A 16,671-nucleotide genomic window follows, 5' to 3' on the forward strand; every position below is an offset into this window, starting at 1 on the left:
TAAAATAAGGAAATTAATGATGAAATCAAAGATATCTACTGATAAAATTGAATTATTTCTCAAGAAAATAGACGAACTGGTTAATATTGAAAATAAAAAAAAGGGTGGCGGATTCGCTGTTGCTGTGACCCACGGTAATAAAACGATTTATCAGCGCCATATCGGAAAGGCTAATATTGAACATACTGTTGCTGTAAAACCTAATACTAAATTCTATTTGGCGAGTGTTTCAAAACAATTCACTGCTTTTTGCATTGCCTTATTGGAAAAAGAAGGAAAGCTCAGCGTCAAGGATAAAGTTGGGCAATATTTGGATTATTTTCCCGCAGAATTCTCTGATATTACGATTGAGCATCTTATTCACCATACCAGTGGATTACGTGATCAATTTTTACTTTATAGCCTGGCAGGTAAAAATTCAGCCTTTGACCACCGTCATATTGATTTGGTGAGAAAACTGACGCAACGGCAACAAGCGCTTAACTTTACGCCGGGGGAATATTACCTCTATAGCAACACGGGTTATAATTTAATGGCGGAAATAGTCAGCGTGGTTTCAGGTCAGTCGCTGAGAGAATATGCAGAAGAAAATGTTTTCGCCCCATTAAAGATGAAAGATACCTTTTTCTATGATGATGTTACCGAGATTATTTTTGACCGGGCAGTGGGGTACTCCTATAACGAGGACTCGAACCGATGGATAAGAGAAGATCTCAACGATGCGGCGGTAGGATGTTCGGGGCTGTATTCTACAGTGAATGATTTGTGTCGCTGGATGAAAGCGTTTTATTCGCCATCTATTGTTCAGGATCTATTGCCTCAATTATCTCGTACACCAGATTTAACTAATGGCAATCGTAATGATTATGCTTACGGTTTTGCGATCAGCCAACGTGCAGGGCAAAAGATAATACGACATGATGGTGGTTATGGTGGCTTCAGATCAGAAGTTTGTATTTTGCCTGATGTTGAATTAGGTATTACCGTTACTTCTGCAATGAATACTAATGTCTCTAAGTTTGTTCGACAGTGTTTTGATGTATTGTTTAATCCCAATGGTACTAAACTAGAAAAACAGCCTTGTCGGACTAATGATATCGATATTACGGGTATTTTCAAAGGAATACAACCTTATCCTTATATTATTACCAAAGAAGATTGCTATTTATTAGGTAATTTATTCGAGAAAGGTAACCCGATTATCTTTAACTCTGATGGAACATTCCAAGAGGAGGATGGGAAAATTCGGTTCAGACCTGTTATTGAAAATGATAGTGTTATTGCATTGGAGCAGATTAATGAAAATGGCAATGTTTTTTATTTAGATAAGATGATTGATGATGGTGGTACCGATATTCAGCTACTGTTAGGATATTATTATAACCACGAAACAGAAGCTGTGCTCACTGTTGCAGCCTCTGGTGATGAACTTTATATCGATGCAATTATTTCTCCTGAAAGAAAAGAAGTCTTACATCGGGTTTATGGGAATAGTTATTTTTCTCCTAGCACAGAGCTTATTATTGATTTTGAATTGGACCCTGACACGAATGAACCTTACCTTTATCTCAGTAATGGTCGTTGCTGGAATGTAGAATTTGTCGCATTTTGATTGAGATGACAGTAAACACACATTGATAACAGTGTTGTTCTGGCAGGATGGTGAATTCTATTGAGATCCTCAAGATATTTTCTACCAGACGGACTTTTTCTTAGGCAGAACTTCCATATTCATGTTCTGCCTTATTACATCGTATTATCAGATTGTATATATGTGCTTTGTTTGTATAACCTTAAATAAGGAAAATAATAATGGAATCTACTATATTTATAAATAAAATGAAGTTGCTTCTCAAGAAAATAGATGAATTGGTTGATATTGAAAAGAAGAAAAAGGGTGGAGCTCTCGCGATTGCTGTTACCCACGGAAATGAAACCATTTATAAGCGCTATATCGGGCAAGCCAGCATTGAACATTCTGCTGCTGTAACCCCAAATACGAAATTCTATATGGCGAGTGTCTCAAAACAGTTCACCGCTTTTTGTATTGCTTTACTGGAAAAAGAAGGAAAGCTCAATGTCAAGGATAAAGTTGGGAAGTATGTGGATTATTTCCCGGCACATTTCTCTGATATTACCATCGAGCATCTTATTCATCATACCAGTGGGTTACGGGATAAATATGTTCCTTATGGCTTGGCAGGTAAAAACTCAGATTTTGACCACCGCAGTATGGGTTTATTGAGAAAACTGATTCAACGGCAACAAAAGCTTAATTTTACTCCTGGGGAATATTTTCGCTATAGCAATACGGGCTATAATTTGTTGGCGGAAATTATCAAAGTTGTTTCAGGTAAATCATTAAGAGAATATGCGAAAGAAAATATTTTTATTCCATTAAAGATGAATAATACCTCTTTCTATGATGATGTGACTGAGGTTATTTCTGACCGGGCGATAGGTTATGTCTATAACGAAGATGTAAATCAATGGATAAGATCGGATCACAACGATTCAACTATAGGGAGTGCGGGGCTACGTTCTACAGTGAGTGATTTATGTCGCTGGATAAAAGCGTTTTATTCACCATCGATTGTTCGGGATATGTTGCCTCAATTATCTCGTACACCAAATTTAACCAATGGCAATCGTAACAATTATGCTTACGGTTTGATGATCAGCCAACGTGAAGGGCAAAAAATAATACGGCACGATGGTTCCTATGGTGGTTTTAAAGCTGATGTTTGTGTTTTACCTGATGTTAAATTAGGTATCGTGATTACTGCTGCAACAGGTATTAATACCGTTGAATTTACTAATCAATGTCTTAATGTATTATTTAACACTGATATGACTGAGCCAGAGCATTGCCGAACCAGTAATATTGATATCACCGGTATGTTCAAAGGGGCAGATCCCTATCCTTATATTATTACCAAGGAAGATTGCTATTTATTAGGTAATTTATTCGAGAAAGGTAATCCGATTATCTTTAACGCTGATGGAACATTCCAAGAGAAGGGGGGAGAAATTCGATTCAGACCTGTCATTGAAGATAATAGTGTTATCGCACTGGAACAGATTGATGAAAATGGTAATATTTTTTATTTGAGAAAAATGACTGATAAAGGCGATATTGATATTCAACGATTATCAGGTCGCTATTATAATCACGAAACGGAATCAATGACAAATATTGAAGTATCTAGTGATGATCTTTATATTGATGCGGTTATCTTTCCTGGGAAAAAAGAGGTCTTACGGTGGGTTTACGAGAATAGTTATTTCCATCCCAGTACTCAACTTATTGTTGATTTCGAATGGGATTCTGATACGGATAAACCTCGCCTCTATCTCAATGATTCACGTTGTTGGAAGATAGAATTTATTCCGGTTTAATTGATAGGGTTGTAAATATGAATTAAGAACCGTGTTTTTCTGGTAGGATGAAGAGATTCGATTGAGATCATAAGGATATTTTCTATCTAATCTATTTATTTTCAGGCAGAACTATTATGACTATGTTCTGTCTGTCCGACATGATTGTGATATTTTAATTGCTTCATGGATTGTTTTTGGTTTATATTCTCATCGTTCTTAAATCATTAAGAACATATTTTTCCTATAATTAGAGATGCAATTTAATATTTATTGTAGTAGAAGGGAGATAAATTTACGATAAAGGGTAATTTATGTGATATTGGCTCATATTTTCTAATCTGGTGTTAGGAAAATAGCTTAAATCATAATATACAGGGTCAAGTAAATAAAACATTTATATTCATCGACGAAATTATATTATTCTGAATGTGATATTGCATTTTTTATAGATGTAATACGTATTTTTAACAACAACGTTGTTAAAAGTGACAGTACGTAAATTAAGACCTTGAACACCCAAATTATTCTGTTCATCACCAACATCCATACCGGAGGCAGATGCAGGAATGACAAAACAGCTAATTCCTGATTGATCATCAGATTGATGTTTTGCAAATACAATAAACACACCAGCAATAGAGGCCCCACCTAACCAACATTTACTACCATTGAGTATCCATGAATCATTATCACGCTTTGTCAGAGTTGATTCCATCCCTCTCGGATTCGAACCCGCAGCAGGTTCACTCAATGCAAAACAGCCAATCATCTCACCAGTCGACATTTTCGGCAGATATTCCTGCTTTATCTCTGAGCTGGCATGTTTGAATATTGAGTGGCTACATGAGTACTGGAGTATAGTGAAAGAGTCAAGGGTAATATCTATAGCCGCTAGCTGCTCAATGATTTGGGCAGTCTCTGAAACAGAAATATCGATACCGTTAAACTCTCTAGGGATTTGCATCCCGAAAAGTCCAAGTTTTCCTGACTGATAAATAAACTGTTTCGATATTTCTTTATTTTTAATTAACTCATAATCTGATTTAGCCGTTAATTTTAGCCAGTCTAATAATGTTTTCACTTTAGGATTAATTTGGATTTCATTATTAACTTGGTATTTTTTATTGATATATTCTTCTACCGGATTTTCTTTTGGAGATCTCAATTAAATAATCAAAGGAATCTCCAGCACAATAGGCTGGGAAGGAGTATATTCTCCTTTATCCAGACCAGTATTATCCTGATTGTTTTATACCCGTTATCTTTCAAGTTGCCTCTTTGTTGGCTGCACTCGCTCACCCCGGTCACATAGTTCGCTATGCTCTCGGGGATTCGCTCCCTTGCCGTCTCTATGCATCTTGAAATCTATAGGGTATATATCGTATTTTTTAATTATTTGGATGAATGATAAACCCCATCTCTTCCATCAAAGAAATCATTTGCCATTCAAATATTTCTACTCCAGAGAAATCTAATGCTCTCACATCTATATTTGCAATCTCCGCATTTCGCAGATCAGCTTTAAATATTGATAGCCCATCATACTGTGAAGGAGAAAAAATAGTATTGGTTAAGTTCGCGCCTTCAAGATTTGCTCTTGTCAATACGACTGAAACTAACTTGCTTTCTGACAAATCGCATTTTTCAAGATAGACTCCCTCAAAGTCTGAATACTGAAAATTTGATTTTATTAATGTTGCTGCACTAAATATCACTTTTCGACTGACTGCTTTCGTAAAGTCAGCCAGTTCGAAATGACATCCTTGTGCTTGACACCTATCAATTGTTATATCGAATAACTCGGCGCGATAAAAGTTACTTGTTGAAATATCACAGAAAATAAATGTTGAACCACGTAAGTCTGCACTATGGAAATTACAACCTTGTTGGTTCTCTTTATTATAAAATAATGTATTTTCAAACTTACCATTTGAAATATTTGCTTCACTAAAGTCACAGTTAAACACTTGACAGTTTTTCAAACGCAAGCCATTTAAATTTGCACCTAAGAATTTCGAATCAATGATAACACAATCTTTAAATACCAGATCTGGTTGATCCTCATGACTCCAATCCAAATTATTAAATTTTCTACCTTCAATAACACAGATTTCTTCTGAAATATCCAACTTATATTCGAACATATTAAAATTTCTCAAACTCTATAAGGATAAATAATACAACTATTTTAATTTATTTACATGATTGATTTAACAATAGAAATAACTGATGATTTTATATAATATTTTTTTGACACTTATTATCTGGACATTATAATTCATTTTTATTGAACAATATCAGCCTTATGCCAAAAATGTAAACCTTGTTGGGCTAATTTTGTGATCGTTATTGGAACAAAATATTATAAATCATCATCACTTATCTCTTCACTTTACATTAAAATCAAAAATTATCCTCTTCAAAAAATTAATAATTACACAAAGAATTAGTTAAATGAATTAAGTAAATTGCTGCGAGGAATAGGACTCAGACCAATATTAAGTGGACATTTAAGCCATCTAATTACCGAGTGAGTCACTGCCGAATGCACACAGTGAGCCCGCTTTCAAGCGGGCTGTATCGGGTTAATCGTAATACTCCGGTGCTTTACGAAATGTTGGCCAGGCATCCGGATCATGTCCCGTTACCACAATCGCATTCGTACGTTCAGATAAATACCGTAGCTTTTGCACCGAACGTACGGTTTCAATAGTAGAGGTGAGGAACCCAGGCAATGCACGTTCTTCCCAATGATCGAGAGTATAAGCAGCATCAACCGTTAACAACAGGCTGCCACTGTTCGACAGAGTGACCAGCAGTGATTGGTGCCCCGGCGAATGCCCCGGAGTAAATACCGTTTTTAAAATACCGTCTCCGTAGATATCAAACAAATCATTGCGTTCCCCATCCAGAAATTCCCACTTCAATCCCGGACGATCAAAATCCTTACGAATGTAGCCACCAACAGCAAACCAGTCCGGCGTGTAGGCGTATTCATATTCAAGTCGTTGTACGATGTGCGTCGCATTAGGGAAACGTCCTATTGCACCAGTGTGATCAAGATGAAGATGGGATTGCACCACATAGCGGATATCTGCGGGATCGATACCCAACTTTTTCACTTGCGCTACACAGCCTTCATCTTCACGCATTACCGGCCGGTAGACTTTTGTGATAGCCCCCCAATAGCCTTCAGGGTCAGTTGCAATTTCAACCGCATTACCGCCGTCAATCAGCGTATGACCTTTAGGATGAATGAGCAAAAAAAACGGAACCGGAATTTCATAATCGGCACCATTCCCCTGATTCATCTTAATATTGTGAACCTTACATTTGATGGATCCGGTTTGCAGCATATACAGGCGAATGTCTGACATAATGATGTTAACCTTTTTATCGGATTTGTAGGGTATTTGGGGTTATGAGACTTGTACACAGATCTGCCCGCTAATCAGAAAATCTGACTAACGGGCGGGATTTTAAAAAAACCTTACTTTCAACTTTTACCACTCAACACATCATTTGGCAAAAATTACTTCAACTCCATTGCATCACGTATGGTGAAATGCAGGTCTGTCTGGTCAGTCAAACCAACAACATTGGCTGCTTGAGGTCCATAAGCAGCAACACGAAGCTGAGTCCCCGTATGTTCCTGATCTTTACCCTCAGAGTTACTGTAGCTAACCGCCATTATTGAACCATCTTTGGTAATTAATGCCTGAGTTAATCCCGGAGATTTCACATCAGCTTCTATAATTTGGCTAGAGTGGGCATGATCGGCTGTAACAATAACCAATGTATCACCATGTTCACGGGCATATTTCAGACCAACTTGAACCGCTTGATCCAATACGACGGTTTCACCAATCTGCCCACAAGGGTTAGCTTTGTGATCCTGCTTATCGATAGAAGCGCTCTCCACTTGCAGGAAGAAACCATTCTCATTTTCTTGCAATAGATCGATGGCTTTCTCCGTCATCTGTGCCAACGTTGGCGCATCAGGATTCCGTTTGGAGTTAACTTTACAACTCACTGGCGGGTTATCAATATTACCGTGATAAACCGCCTTAGGCCCTTCCCAGGCAATATCCATATTTTTTTCATGGAACAGGCCCAACAGCGGTTTTTTCTGGTTTGCTTCAGTAATTGAATTCAAGGACTTAACATCTCTTACCAACTGATAGCCCTGTTCTTGCGCCTGCTCTTCCAGCGTTTTACCCTTTCCAGCGCCGGCAACCGATTTCTGGACGAAAATCCTGGCACCGCCACCCAATGTTACATCAGCACGAGCCATTAATAATTGCTCTGTGATCGAACCACGCCCGCCATTTTCCAGTGCATTAGTCGGACATTTTTCTGTCGTCTCTTTTGGACCATAACACTTACGACCGGTCACATGTGCATAAAGTGCCGCTGGCGTCGCATCCTGAATTGCCGCCGTTGTTACATTACCTGTCGCTTTACCATTCATTTTTGCCAGCTCAAGCAAAGTTTGATGATCTTTACCAAATACATCAACACCCAGCGCGCCATTATAGGTTTTTATACCGGAAGCCCAAGCGGTGGCAGAAGCGGCTGAGTCAGTCACATAGTTGGGTTTCCGGGTCTTTTTATCAAGAGAATAGTGAGTATATTGACCGGTGAATGGCAAGGCATCAATTCCTTTGAAAAATCCACCGGCACCTTCCGCATAGTTACGGGCGAGAGTAATTTCAGAATCTCCCATACCATCACCAATAAACAAAATAACATTCTTGGCTTTATTGTTATTAATTGCTGCTTTTAATGCCTCAGTTTGATTGTGACTCATACGGCGAGCACCACCAAATTCCATAATATTACCTTTTACTGCCCGACCTTCCGCCATAATTTGATTCGCCCCCTGCTCACCCTCCGCCAACACGGGCAAACTGACACCTGAAATTAAGGCTGATATCATCGCTGCAACCAAACTTTTCGTATACTTTTGAGACATAAGATTTCCTTATTAGAAAGCAATCGAAGTAAAAATCATCTTTATCTGATAAAGGGATACTAAATAAACTATGTGACAATTATGTGAAGAAAATAGATCCAATTTACCATTTTGTTACCAACGACTGTGTTCCGTGATAAAGCGTCTCACACCATGAGACATAATTGTGACCACTGGAGACTTCACTGGATTCAACCGGATAACCCTTCTGCAATAACGTTTTTTTCATGCGACGGTTATTATGCAGAATACCTTCCAATTCACCCCGGTTGACTTCAAACAAGCCCGCCTGTAAATAGAAACGAAGCGGTTTTTTCTCTGCTTTGGCAAACTCACGGATCAGCCATTCAGGCTCTTCTCCCTGAGGTGCCCACCAATATGAACCCGACATACTAAGGACATTACCGAACAACTCAGGGTGGTTAAATGCAACCCATGAAGATGCCAGTCCGCCATAGCTGGAGCCTGAAATAATGGTACGTTCCGCCGGAGCTTCAATCCCCTGAGCAGCCAACCACGGCATCAGCTCGCTAGCCATAAATTCAGCAAAATCAGGGTTGGGTGGCAACTCCTGACCCCGGCGTGCGTTATCCAGGCTATCGATAAACACCACATACATTGGTGGAATTTTTCCTTCTTCAATCAGGGAATCAAAAAATCTATCAATATGATACTGCTTACGGTAAATCTTCCCGTCAAACAGCACCAACATGGCAGGCTGTTTCATCGGGATAACCGGTTGATATATCGCAATTTCCCGACTATTGCCCAGAATTCTACTTTGAAGCAGATGAACCTTAACATCACCATGAAAAGGTAATTGCTTGAATTGCTCTACATCACACAGCGTTGGCCTTAGTGCCAGCAATGAATCATGATTGAACGCATCTTCTGACACCGCCGGCACCACATTTCTATTCAACGGATCAGCCTGAGCAGTCACCAGAATCGCGCTACGTTGCTCGTCAGCAGTGCCTTCCAGCTGCGGCAAATCCGGTGCCAATTTATATTGCATCAAGGTATCTGACGGAACGATATAGCTGCGAAACCAGACATCACTTCCTGCCAGATGTGACATAGGATCATGATCGTTACTTGGTGCGCCAAGAATAAAAACATTCGCTTTTGCCCCACGCCACAAGAAAGTTACCCGTTTGTCTTTACCATCATAATCTTCAATCAGTGGTGTACCATGACGGGCCATTTCTCGCCAGAAAGCATGGGTTCCTTTCCCTTTTACTATTTCAGCCTGGAGTTGTTTCAGGCGCGGGCTTTCTGGTTGCTGTCCGTAATCATTATCCCAGGGAATATAATGTGGAAATGACAATGTGAGTTGCCACGGGGCACCAGCCTTCCCCCTGGCTGCCAACCGGTATTTTCCTGCCTGAGGAACGGTAAATCCAATTGACTGCCGGGCATCCGCCGGATTATCGGAAAAAAGCGTACGAATATGTTGTTGATTCCCCTTCTGAACCACCAATTTCTCTATACCCAGTCCCGATCCGCGCACATAATGTTCAGCCTGAATTTTAAATTCAATACAAGCCATTCCCTGAGAATCGAAACTCCCTGTTATTTCTTGTTGATCTTGCTGGAATTTTATTTGGTGACACGGAGATGCAAATACATTGAAAGAAGCCATAAGAGCACATATCATTATCTTTATTTTCATTCTTTTCTCTTTTATTGATTTTCAGTTAAAAATATTCAACCATTTTTCCGCGACAAATCATGCATCAAATTGTTATTTAACAATAATAACAATTACTATTATCAATAGAATAAATTGTGTGCTAATTTTTCCATACAGAGATAAATGTGCAAAAACATTCCAGAGAAATCATTCCCTAACAGGATAAAATAATTTATGGTCGAAAATAGAAATGACTCAATGCGTTGATATAATCTTGCGGATCCCTGTACATTAAAATATTAAGTGATTCATTTACGAAAAAGAGACGGAATATACTCTATTCCGCCTCTGAAAATGTCACAAAGATAAAGTTGTTTAACTACTCACTAAATTAAACTTAATCAAACAGTATGATTATCAACTGCAAAATTTAATTAACCGAAATGGAATCCAAAATCTCTTTGCTCATACTCTTCGCTAAATTCCAGTCATATCGTCCATAAAGACGAGACAGAGCAACAAAATGGGCTCCCGAATAGAACATTTCGTATTGAATATGACGTGAGGCAAATTCAGAACCAACAGCATCCCAGACTAATTTCAGCAATTTTACTCGTTCAATGGGTTCCAGTAAGGTTGAATATTGTGTTTTTTCTATTAAACAACGGATCTCTGGGTTTGCGAAGTCAACATAACTTGACGGTAACATAATCACGCCACCTCCCGAGAGTTTTCTGATGATTTCTATCACCTTGGGATAAATTGACTGAGCAACGACCTGACAAGCATATAATTGTAATTGATTGGGAATATAGTACCCATTATGTCGGTCTGGGTTGTGAAACAAACCACGGAAAAGCCCTTCAATGTTAGTAGCGTAGCAAGCAAGCTCTGCTAACGACTCGCGAACGGCAGGAACCTCATTAACTCCTGTGGCTTCAGTCAGCGCATGAGCTAAACCAGCCAAAAAATGCAACTTAACAGCGTATCGAGCCAGACTTTGACCATCCCCTAAAACTTCGGCGGCAGTTGATTCGAATTGACGACGACACATATCAATATTTTTATAAACAAAAACTCTTTCCCACGGAACGAGAACATCGTCGAAATAAATAACTGCATCGTTTTCATCAAATTGATGCGCTAAAGGGGAATCAAATTTATTGCTCCCTATTTCATAGGATTTTCTGGAAAGAATTTTTATTCCTTTCGTATTCAAAGGCAATGCAAAAGACAAAGCATATTTATCATCAGCTGATTCTTTGAGTGGATTGAACACACTAACAAAAACTTCTTCTGCAAGCACCGCAGCTGTCCCTAACATCTTCGTCCCCCGAACAATGATTCCCTGGGGTTTTTCTTCCAGCACACCGAGAGAGTGAAATAAATTTTTTGTATGCTCACTGGGTGTTTTGGATCGATCACCTTGAGGATTAACTAATGTGAAAGCCAAATAAAGATCTTTGTCACGGGCATATAAGTAGTAGTTTTTTAACGCCTCTGCCCTGTCTCTGGAATATTCCTCAAATACTTCCAGGTGAGTTATCATTCCGGTAATAACAGAAGCGACATGATCCGGGCTCCTGCCTAACCAGCCACCACTCCGGGTTGCCAAGGCATACGCAGCATTGCCTCTGGCAATCAATTTCTCCCGGGTATCCGGAAGTTCCCAATATAAACCCACATTCTTACCGCCAGGTGTTTCGAATCTCATCTGATCGGCATGTTCTGCCTGGTAATCATAAAGTGAAGCTGCGGTCCTGATTACATTCCGAAAAGCAGGATGATCGACATGATTAGTCACTTTTTCTCCATTAAGAAAAACAGTTCTTCCATCACGCAGACTTTCAATATATTGCTCACCTGTTCTGGACATTCTTATTTCCTCCGAAACTTGATCAACTTTAAATAAATCAGTGGCCAATTACTTTCTGGGTATTTCTTTGAATCGGGCAGTGAAATGTCTGAGGATTTTTGGCTCATATTTAAAATCAATAGGTTCAATAACTTTTATACGATAAGGCTCCGGAATTATCACTGCCATTTAAATTTTCCTATTTGTATTATTTTTTGTTTTTTACTTGATATATAAGTTTAGATGGAATCACAGTGATTCGATAAAAGATTTCAATAAATTTTCTAGGGTATTTGTGATATCTATCTTAGTTTATAAATAAGAATACGATTTATTGTGAATATACCTTTTTCGCCATGAGGATTAATATAAACTCACTGGATTATTCATATACCCGTATGGGTTAAATCCTAATTCGTGGTTTAAAATAAAACTCAAGTCGATGTTTTTCCTAATCTTCACAACGCAGAAAAATTGCCTAAATTAAAGCTTTCCCATTAGCTGACTAAACATCAGCAATGTACTGAGCAACAGATGACGTTGTTCCGTCGTCAGGCGTAAATAACGGCGACTGGCTGGCAATCGGCTGACAATCTCAGAAGCAGCAAAATGCTCCACCTCAAACTGCCATTGCCCCTGATGAATATTCAATGTGAGATGCCGAAAATCCAATTCCGCCAACGTTTCACCAATTAACGGATACTGATTAAATAAATCAATAACCTGCTGTCCAGATTCTGCCCCCTGACAACAATAATAAGTCACCAACTTCCGCCGAAATATCCCTTTAACGTTGGCTTTAATAACTATTTTTTCCTTAAGTGAAGTTATTCCGTGCAAACGAAAACAACAACTTACAATGTAGGCCAGAAACAACGCCTTCGGCTTTTCATAAACTTCAACCGGCAATCCATCAGGCAAAATGATTTGCATACTTTTTGCTGATAAACGCTCACAACAATAAGGTGACAGGTTCTGTTTCAGCCGGCTCAGGGTCACACCGGCCTGATAGCCGGCAGGATAGCGGGGCTTATTCAGCCGCCGCCACACACGATCAAACAAGGGAACGAAGCGGTTCAAGTTTCACCCCCGGCAATTCACCTTTAGCAAAAGTATGCGAAAGCACCTGCTCAACGGGTACAGGTTTAAACGGATTCACCCGTTGTACACATAACGTCCAGAACAGAGCATAGCTGGCCGTCAGACCCAATATGATGGCGAATGGAATATATACTTCACTTGGATTCATTCCCGACGGAGTGATATGAATAATCGCCAGGATAATCCCCACACTGGAGATAATCTGAGGTAACGGGAAAAACGGTGATTTATAGGCACGATGCAAATCAGGCCTGCGGATACGCAATAATATCACCGAACATGTCACCAGCAGATAAGCCACACACCAAGCACATACAGCAGCCAGTACCAACGGCATAATCCGGTTCAAATCACCCTGAATAATAAAGGCATGTAAGCAAGGGATCATCACTGCAACCAGAATCCCAAATATTGGCGTCTTAAAACGTGGATGCAGGTAAGCGAAAATACGCGGCAATGCGCCATCCAATGCCATACCGTAGAGAATACGAGGTACCGCCGCCATCAGGGTATTAATCGTTGCCGCTCCCGCCAGTAATAATCCGATACCAATCCAATACTTACCAAAATCACCCATCACCTGACCGGCAAAAGCAGGGATCGCCATTGGCGTTTCAAGTAAACGAACATTATTTTCTGCATCCACCAGCACATTTTCCACCTGATGACTGATTGACACCCCATATATACACATACAAAAAGCCACGCCACACAAGCCAGTCATCATTGCCCGCGGAATCACTCTTGCAGAGTTTTTAATTTCAGGCGCCATCGGCGTCACCAGCTCACAGCCGACAAACATAAACATCGCCATACCCACCAGACTCAGTACCGCCAATGGATCGCCCAGATTCAGCCCTTCACCAAACCAACTCTCCAGCGGCACAGCAAACGGTATCAATAACCCACAAATACTGAAAATAACCAACGTGCTCCACATGCAGAATGTCAGCACAATTTCGACTTTACTGAACGCTTCAATACCCAGCGCATTCAGTAATCCAAATGTAATAACCAGCCCAACACCCACCATCCACGAAGCGTTATGGCTTTCTATCACCGTATTCAGGTTCTCAAAATTAACTAACGCCATAACGCCGGACAGAATCGTTTCTGCCGTACCCGCAAAAATATGGACAATTAAGTAAGCTGAAAGCGCGCCGGTAATCGCCCAGAACCGTCCCATCCCACAAGAGATATAATCATAGACAGAGCCGGATGTAGGCAAAATAGCTGCCGCCTCAGCAAACGTCGTCACCTGAGCCTGCATCATGATAAAACTGATCAACATTGCCAAGGCGAAAGTATCACCACCAATGCCAAAACCACTTGTCACGGTCAGAATAACTGGGCTTGCCATGATAACGCCGACAGAACTTGCCAGTGTGGTAGGAAACCCCACCACTCCCTTTTCAATGTGCGAAGTAAGCCGCGTTGACATATTCATCATGTTCCCTTTTATTCCGGTCGTAAAAATAACGCTCACAACGATTCATATGTGAATTTTTTGTAAACTTTATCGAGGATAAATACACTATAGAAAGTGAACAGGAATACCGACCATCGTCCTAAAGAACGATATCCAAAGGGGGATGAATCACTGAATGAGCATGACGAAAAATACAAACAAATAGCGGAAAATAAAAATAACCAGTTAAATATCAATCAATAAGGAACAAACCCGTTTATTAATACATAAAGAAATTATTTCAGATATGTACCAACAGAGTGTGATGAGTGAGTTATCATCACCTTAGGAAATTTCGTTTATTGCAACCTACATCACGTTATTAATATGTTTGTTTTGTGTTAATTCTGCATTTTAATTAGCATTTGATTAATCGTCGATGATTGATTTATTCAGTTAGGTACTACTCTAAAGAGAGAACTTTCTTGTCTACCGTACTCCCTGCCAGCCGTGAAAATGCCTTAATCAATAGCTGCCTGAATACCATTGCCCATCTGGTTCCTATCTCAGCAGCAGCATTCTATCTGGTGAACAATGAGTTACACCCGGAGAATTACATTCTGTACGGTATTTCAGACGAAATACATAAAAATTATCTGGCGAATTTCCAGCAATTAGATCCACTGAGACCTGCCAATTATCAGCAAAATGAGATAAATATGGTTGGCATGGATCAACAGACACTTACGAAGAATAATAAGTATTACCATGAATTTATGCTGCCGAATAACATACAGGACATTGCGGAAATATTTATCCGTCAGCATAACCGGATTATTGCCGGCATTTCTCTATTACGGGATACACCATTTACCCCACAAGACTTTAACCGCCTCAGTACTATCTTGCCATTAATTGAATTAGCCGCCAGAGATTTACTGCCTGAAACACCGGCTATTCTGACGGCTAAAGAGCAGGAAATTATTAATCTGGTAAGAGAAGGTTCAAGTAACAAACGTATTGCACAAGTACTTGATATTTCCCTGTCTACGGTAAAAACCCACCTACGTAATATCTTTGCCAAAACTAAAGTCACCAACCGCACTGAACTGGTTTCCAGTGGGTTTATTACCCGGCTGAACCTGAATATCGATTAAACTAAGAGGATATCCTAACCTTTTATCCCAAAGAATGTCCATTAAATATGACCTTATACTGGTTTAGTCGTAGTATAAAAATCAGTAGCTTACCGGAATGGAAATGGGTGAAGGCAACCCCCCTACACGGATACACCTGAACAGCGCCGGCAACTGCAACAGGCTTATATGGCCGTTTGGCAGGCCTATAATGCAAAAGATGTGAATACGCTCCGAGAACAACAAAAAGTTGCGCTCAAAGCCTGGGCCTGGGCTACCGGCGAAAATGAAGAGAGTATTTTCATTGAACAGTCTATTAGTGAGATCAATGCAAAAAACTTCAAAATGATACCAATTAATTGGAATGATTACACCGTTAAAATAATGAATCGGGGCAGAATGGTCAGATTAGTGAATAAATCAGATTTAAGGCACTCTCCAATATCCTATTACGTTGATGATGAAGATGGTGAAGATGGTGATAAAGATCTTGCTACTATTGCACCAATCTTTTCATTAATTAACGGGCGTTTTGTCCAGGTGATTTAATTAATAGTATCGGGTTCTTTAACCCGATATTCTTTCTTGATGAGAAATACAGTAAAAATCAGTAATATCGGTAAAAAATCAGGAAAATGCTATTAACATGGTTCAACAGACACTAACGAAGAAGAATAAATATCACCATGAATTTATGCTAAAAAATAACATACAGGACATTGTAGAAATATTTATCCGCCAACATAGCCAGATTATTTCTAGCATTTCTCTATTACGGAATACACCATTTACCCCAAAAAAACTTTAACCATCTCTGTACTATCTTGCCATTAATTGAATTGATTTACTGACTGAAACACTGGCCATTCTGATCGAGAAAGAACAGGAAATTATTAATCTGATAAGGATACGTGCCTGTGCGGTGAATGACGTGAAAGCCTAGAAAATTAAGGATGCATCGGTAAATTTATAAGCCCAAGTTTAGGTATCTATTTCTTGCCAAACTATACCACCTTTATTACTCCACTTAACGATATCAGGAGAATTTAGTGGTTTTCCGGTTAATCCCCATGGATCGATCCATATATTGAGTAGAATAAAAGGCTTATTTTCCTCACAAGAGAAACCAATGTGGATATAGGAACAACCGAACTGACGTGACTGCTCCCCGCCGTAAACGGC

The 16,671-nt window shown here is 39.6% G+C and carries 13 protein-coding genes; 4 read left to right on the top strand and 9 right to left on the bottom strand.

The features are described 5' to 3' along the window. Nucleotides 1–16: 16 nt before the first annotated feature. Both PTE_RS22705 and PTE_RS22710 read left to right on the top strand, forming a co-directional pair. Entirely contained in the window at nt 17–1,612 is a 1,596-nt protein-coding gene (locus tag PTE_RS22705; RefSeq protein ID WP_051477202.1) for a serine hydrolase domain-containing protein, read from the top strand. A 200-nt stretch (nt 1,613–1,812) separates the two neighbouring features. Then, nucleotides 1,813–3,399: a serine hydrolase domain-containing protein gene (locus PTE_RS22710; protein WP_051477204.1), complete on the top strand. Its 1,587-nt coding sequence runs from the start codon at nt 1,813–1,815 to the stop codon at nt 3,397–3,399. Between the two features lie 394 nt (nt 3,400–3,793). Here PTE_RS22710 and PTE_RS05530 read toward each other — a convergent pair whose 3' ends face one another. The 8 genes from PTE_RS05530 to PTE_RS05565 all read right to left on the bottom strand — a co-directional run bounded on the left by PTE_RS05530 (nt 3,794) and on the right by PTE_RS05565 (nt 14,392). After that, on the bottom strand, nt 3,794–4,546 hold the full coding sequence (locus tag PTE_RS05530; protein WP_036843918.1) for an acyl-CoA dehydrogenase family protein: 753 nt from the start codon (nt 4,544–4,546) through the stop codon (nt 3,794–3,796). A gap of 223 nt (nt 4,547–4,769) precedes the next feature. Further along, entirely contained in the window at nt 4,770–5,525 is a 756-nt protein-coding gene (locus PTE_RS05535) for a pentapeptide repeat-containing protein (RefSeq protein ID WP_051477206.1), read from the bottom strand. A gap of 441 nt (nt 5,526–5,966) precedes the next feature. Next, nucleotides 5,967–6,758 (bottom strand): AttM family quorum-quenching N-acyl homoserine lactonase, encoded by a 792-nt coding sequence (gene attM / locus PTE_RS05540; protein WP_198539170.1) that lies wholly within the window; start codon nt 6,756–6,758, stop codon nt 5,967–5,969. Nucleotides 6,759–6,913: 155 nt separating this feature from the next. Further along, entirely contained in the window at nt 6,914–8,356 is a 1,443-nt protein-coding gene (gene phoA / locus PTE_RS05545; protein WP_036843921.1) for an alkaline phosphatase, read from the bottom strand. A gap of 103 nt (nt 8,357–8,459) precedes the next feature. Continuing rightward, nucleotides 8,460–10,028: an alpha/beta hydrolase-fold protein gene (locus PTE_RS05550; RefSeq protein WP_239002522.1), complete on the bottom strand. Its 1,569-nt coding sequence runs from the start codon at nt 10,026–10,028 to the stop codon at nt 8,460–8,462. A gap of 391 nt (nt 10,029–10,419) precedes the next feature. Continuing rightward, nucleotides 10,420–11,865, bottom strand: coding sequence for a 4-hydroxyphenylacetate 3-hydroxylase family protein (locus PTE_RS05555; protein WP_036843923.1), 1,446 nt, complete (start codon nt 11,863–11,865; stop codon nt 10,420–10,422). 462 nt (nt 11,866–12,327) lie between these two features. Continuing rightward, nucleotides 12,328–12,924 carry a DUF3156 family protein gene (locus PTE_RS05560; RefSeq protein ID WP_036843925.1) on the bottom strand — a complete coding sequence of 199 codons (597 nt, stop codon included), beginning with the start codon at nt 12,922–12,924 and terminating at the stop codon, nt 12,328–12,330. Next, nucleotides 12,899–14,392, bottom strand: coding sequence for an APC family permease (locus PTE_RS05565; RefSeq protein WP_036843926.1), 1,494 nt, complete (start codon nt 14,390–14,392; stop codon nt 12,899–12,901). The genes PTE_RS05560 and PTE_RS05565 overlap by 26 nt, the downstream gene beginning before the upstream one ends. 446 nt (nt 14,393–14,838) lie before the next feature. On the opposite strand from PTE_RS05565, the gene PTE_RS05570 reads away from it, so the two are divergent. Both PTE_RS05570 and PTE_RS05575 read left to right on the top strand, forming a co-directional pair. After that, nucleotides 14,839–15,510: a response regulator transcription factor gene (locus PTE_RS05570; RefSeq protein ID WP_036843929.1), complete on the top strand. Its 672-nt coding sequence runs from the start codon at nt 14,839–14,841 to the stop codon at nt 15,508–15,510. Between the two features lie 168 nt (nt 15,511–15,678). Then, nucleotides 15,679–16,038: a hypothetical protein gene (locus tag PTE_RS05575; protein ID WP_241826099.1), complete on the top strand. Its 360-nt coding sequence runs from the start codon at nt 15,679–15,681 to the stop codon at nt 16,036–16,038. A 432-nt stretch (nt 16,039–16,470) separates the two neighbouring features. Here the strand turns inward: PTE_RS05575 and PTE_RS25600 are convergent. After that, nucleotides 16,471–16,671 (bottom strand): hypothetical protein (locus tag PTE_RS25600; protein ID WP_036843931.1); only part of this gene is annotated, 201 nt, incomplete at its 5' end.

This window comes from Photorhabdus khanii NC19, from assembly GCF_000517265.1.
GTDB lineage: Bacteria > Pseudomonadota > Gammaproteobacteria > Enterobacterales > Enterobacteriaceae > Photorhabdus > Photorhabdus khanii.

What these genes read in the sequence shown, in the direction of transcription:
- PTE_RS22705 (WP_051477202.1), top strand. Translation starts at nt 17, where the DNA reads ATGATGAAATCAAAGATATCTACTGATAAAATTGAATTATTTCTCAAG.
- PTE_RS22710 (WP_051477204.1), top strand. Translation starts at nt 1,813, where the DNA reads ATGGAATCTACTATATTTATAAATAAAATGAAGTTGCTTCTCAAGAAA.
- PTE_RS05535 (WP_051477206.1), bottom strand. Translation starts at nt 5,525, where the DNA reads ATGTTCGAATATAAGTTGGATATTTCAGAAGAAATCTGTGTTATTGAA.
- attM (WP_198539170.1), bottom strand. Translation starts at nt 6,758, where the DNA reads ATGTCAGACATTCGCCTGTATATGCTGCAAACCGGATCCATCAAATGT.
- phoA (WP_036843921.1), bottom strand. Translation starts at nt 8,356, where the DNA reads ATGTCTCAAAAGTATACGAAAAGTTTGGTTGCAGCGATGATATCAGCC.
- PTE_RS05550 (WP_239002522.1), bottom strand. Translation starts at nt 10,028, where the DNA reads ATGAAAATAAAGATAATGATATGTGCTCTTATGGCTTCTTTCAATGTA.
- PTE_RS05555 (WP_036843923.1), bottom strand. Translation starts at nt 11,865, where the DNA reads ATGTCCAGAACAGGTGAGCAATATATTGAAAGTCTGCGTGATGGAAGA.
- PTE_RS05565 (WP_036843926.1), bottom strand. Translation starts at nt 14,392, where the DNA reads ATGAATATGTCAACGCGGCTTACTTCGCACATTGAAAAGGGAGTGGTG.
- PTE_RS05575 (WP_241826099.1), top strand. Translation starts at nt 15,679, where the DNA reads ATGGCCGTTTGGCAGGCCTATAATGCAAAAGATGTGAATACGCTCCGA.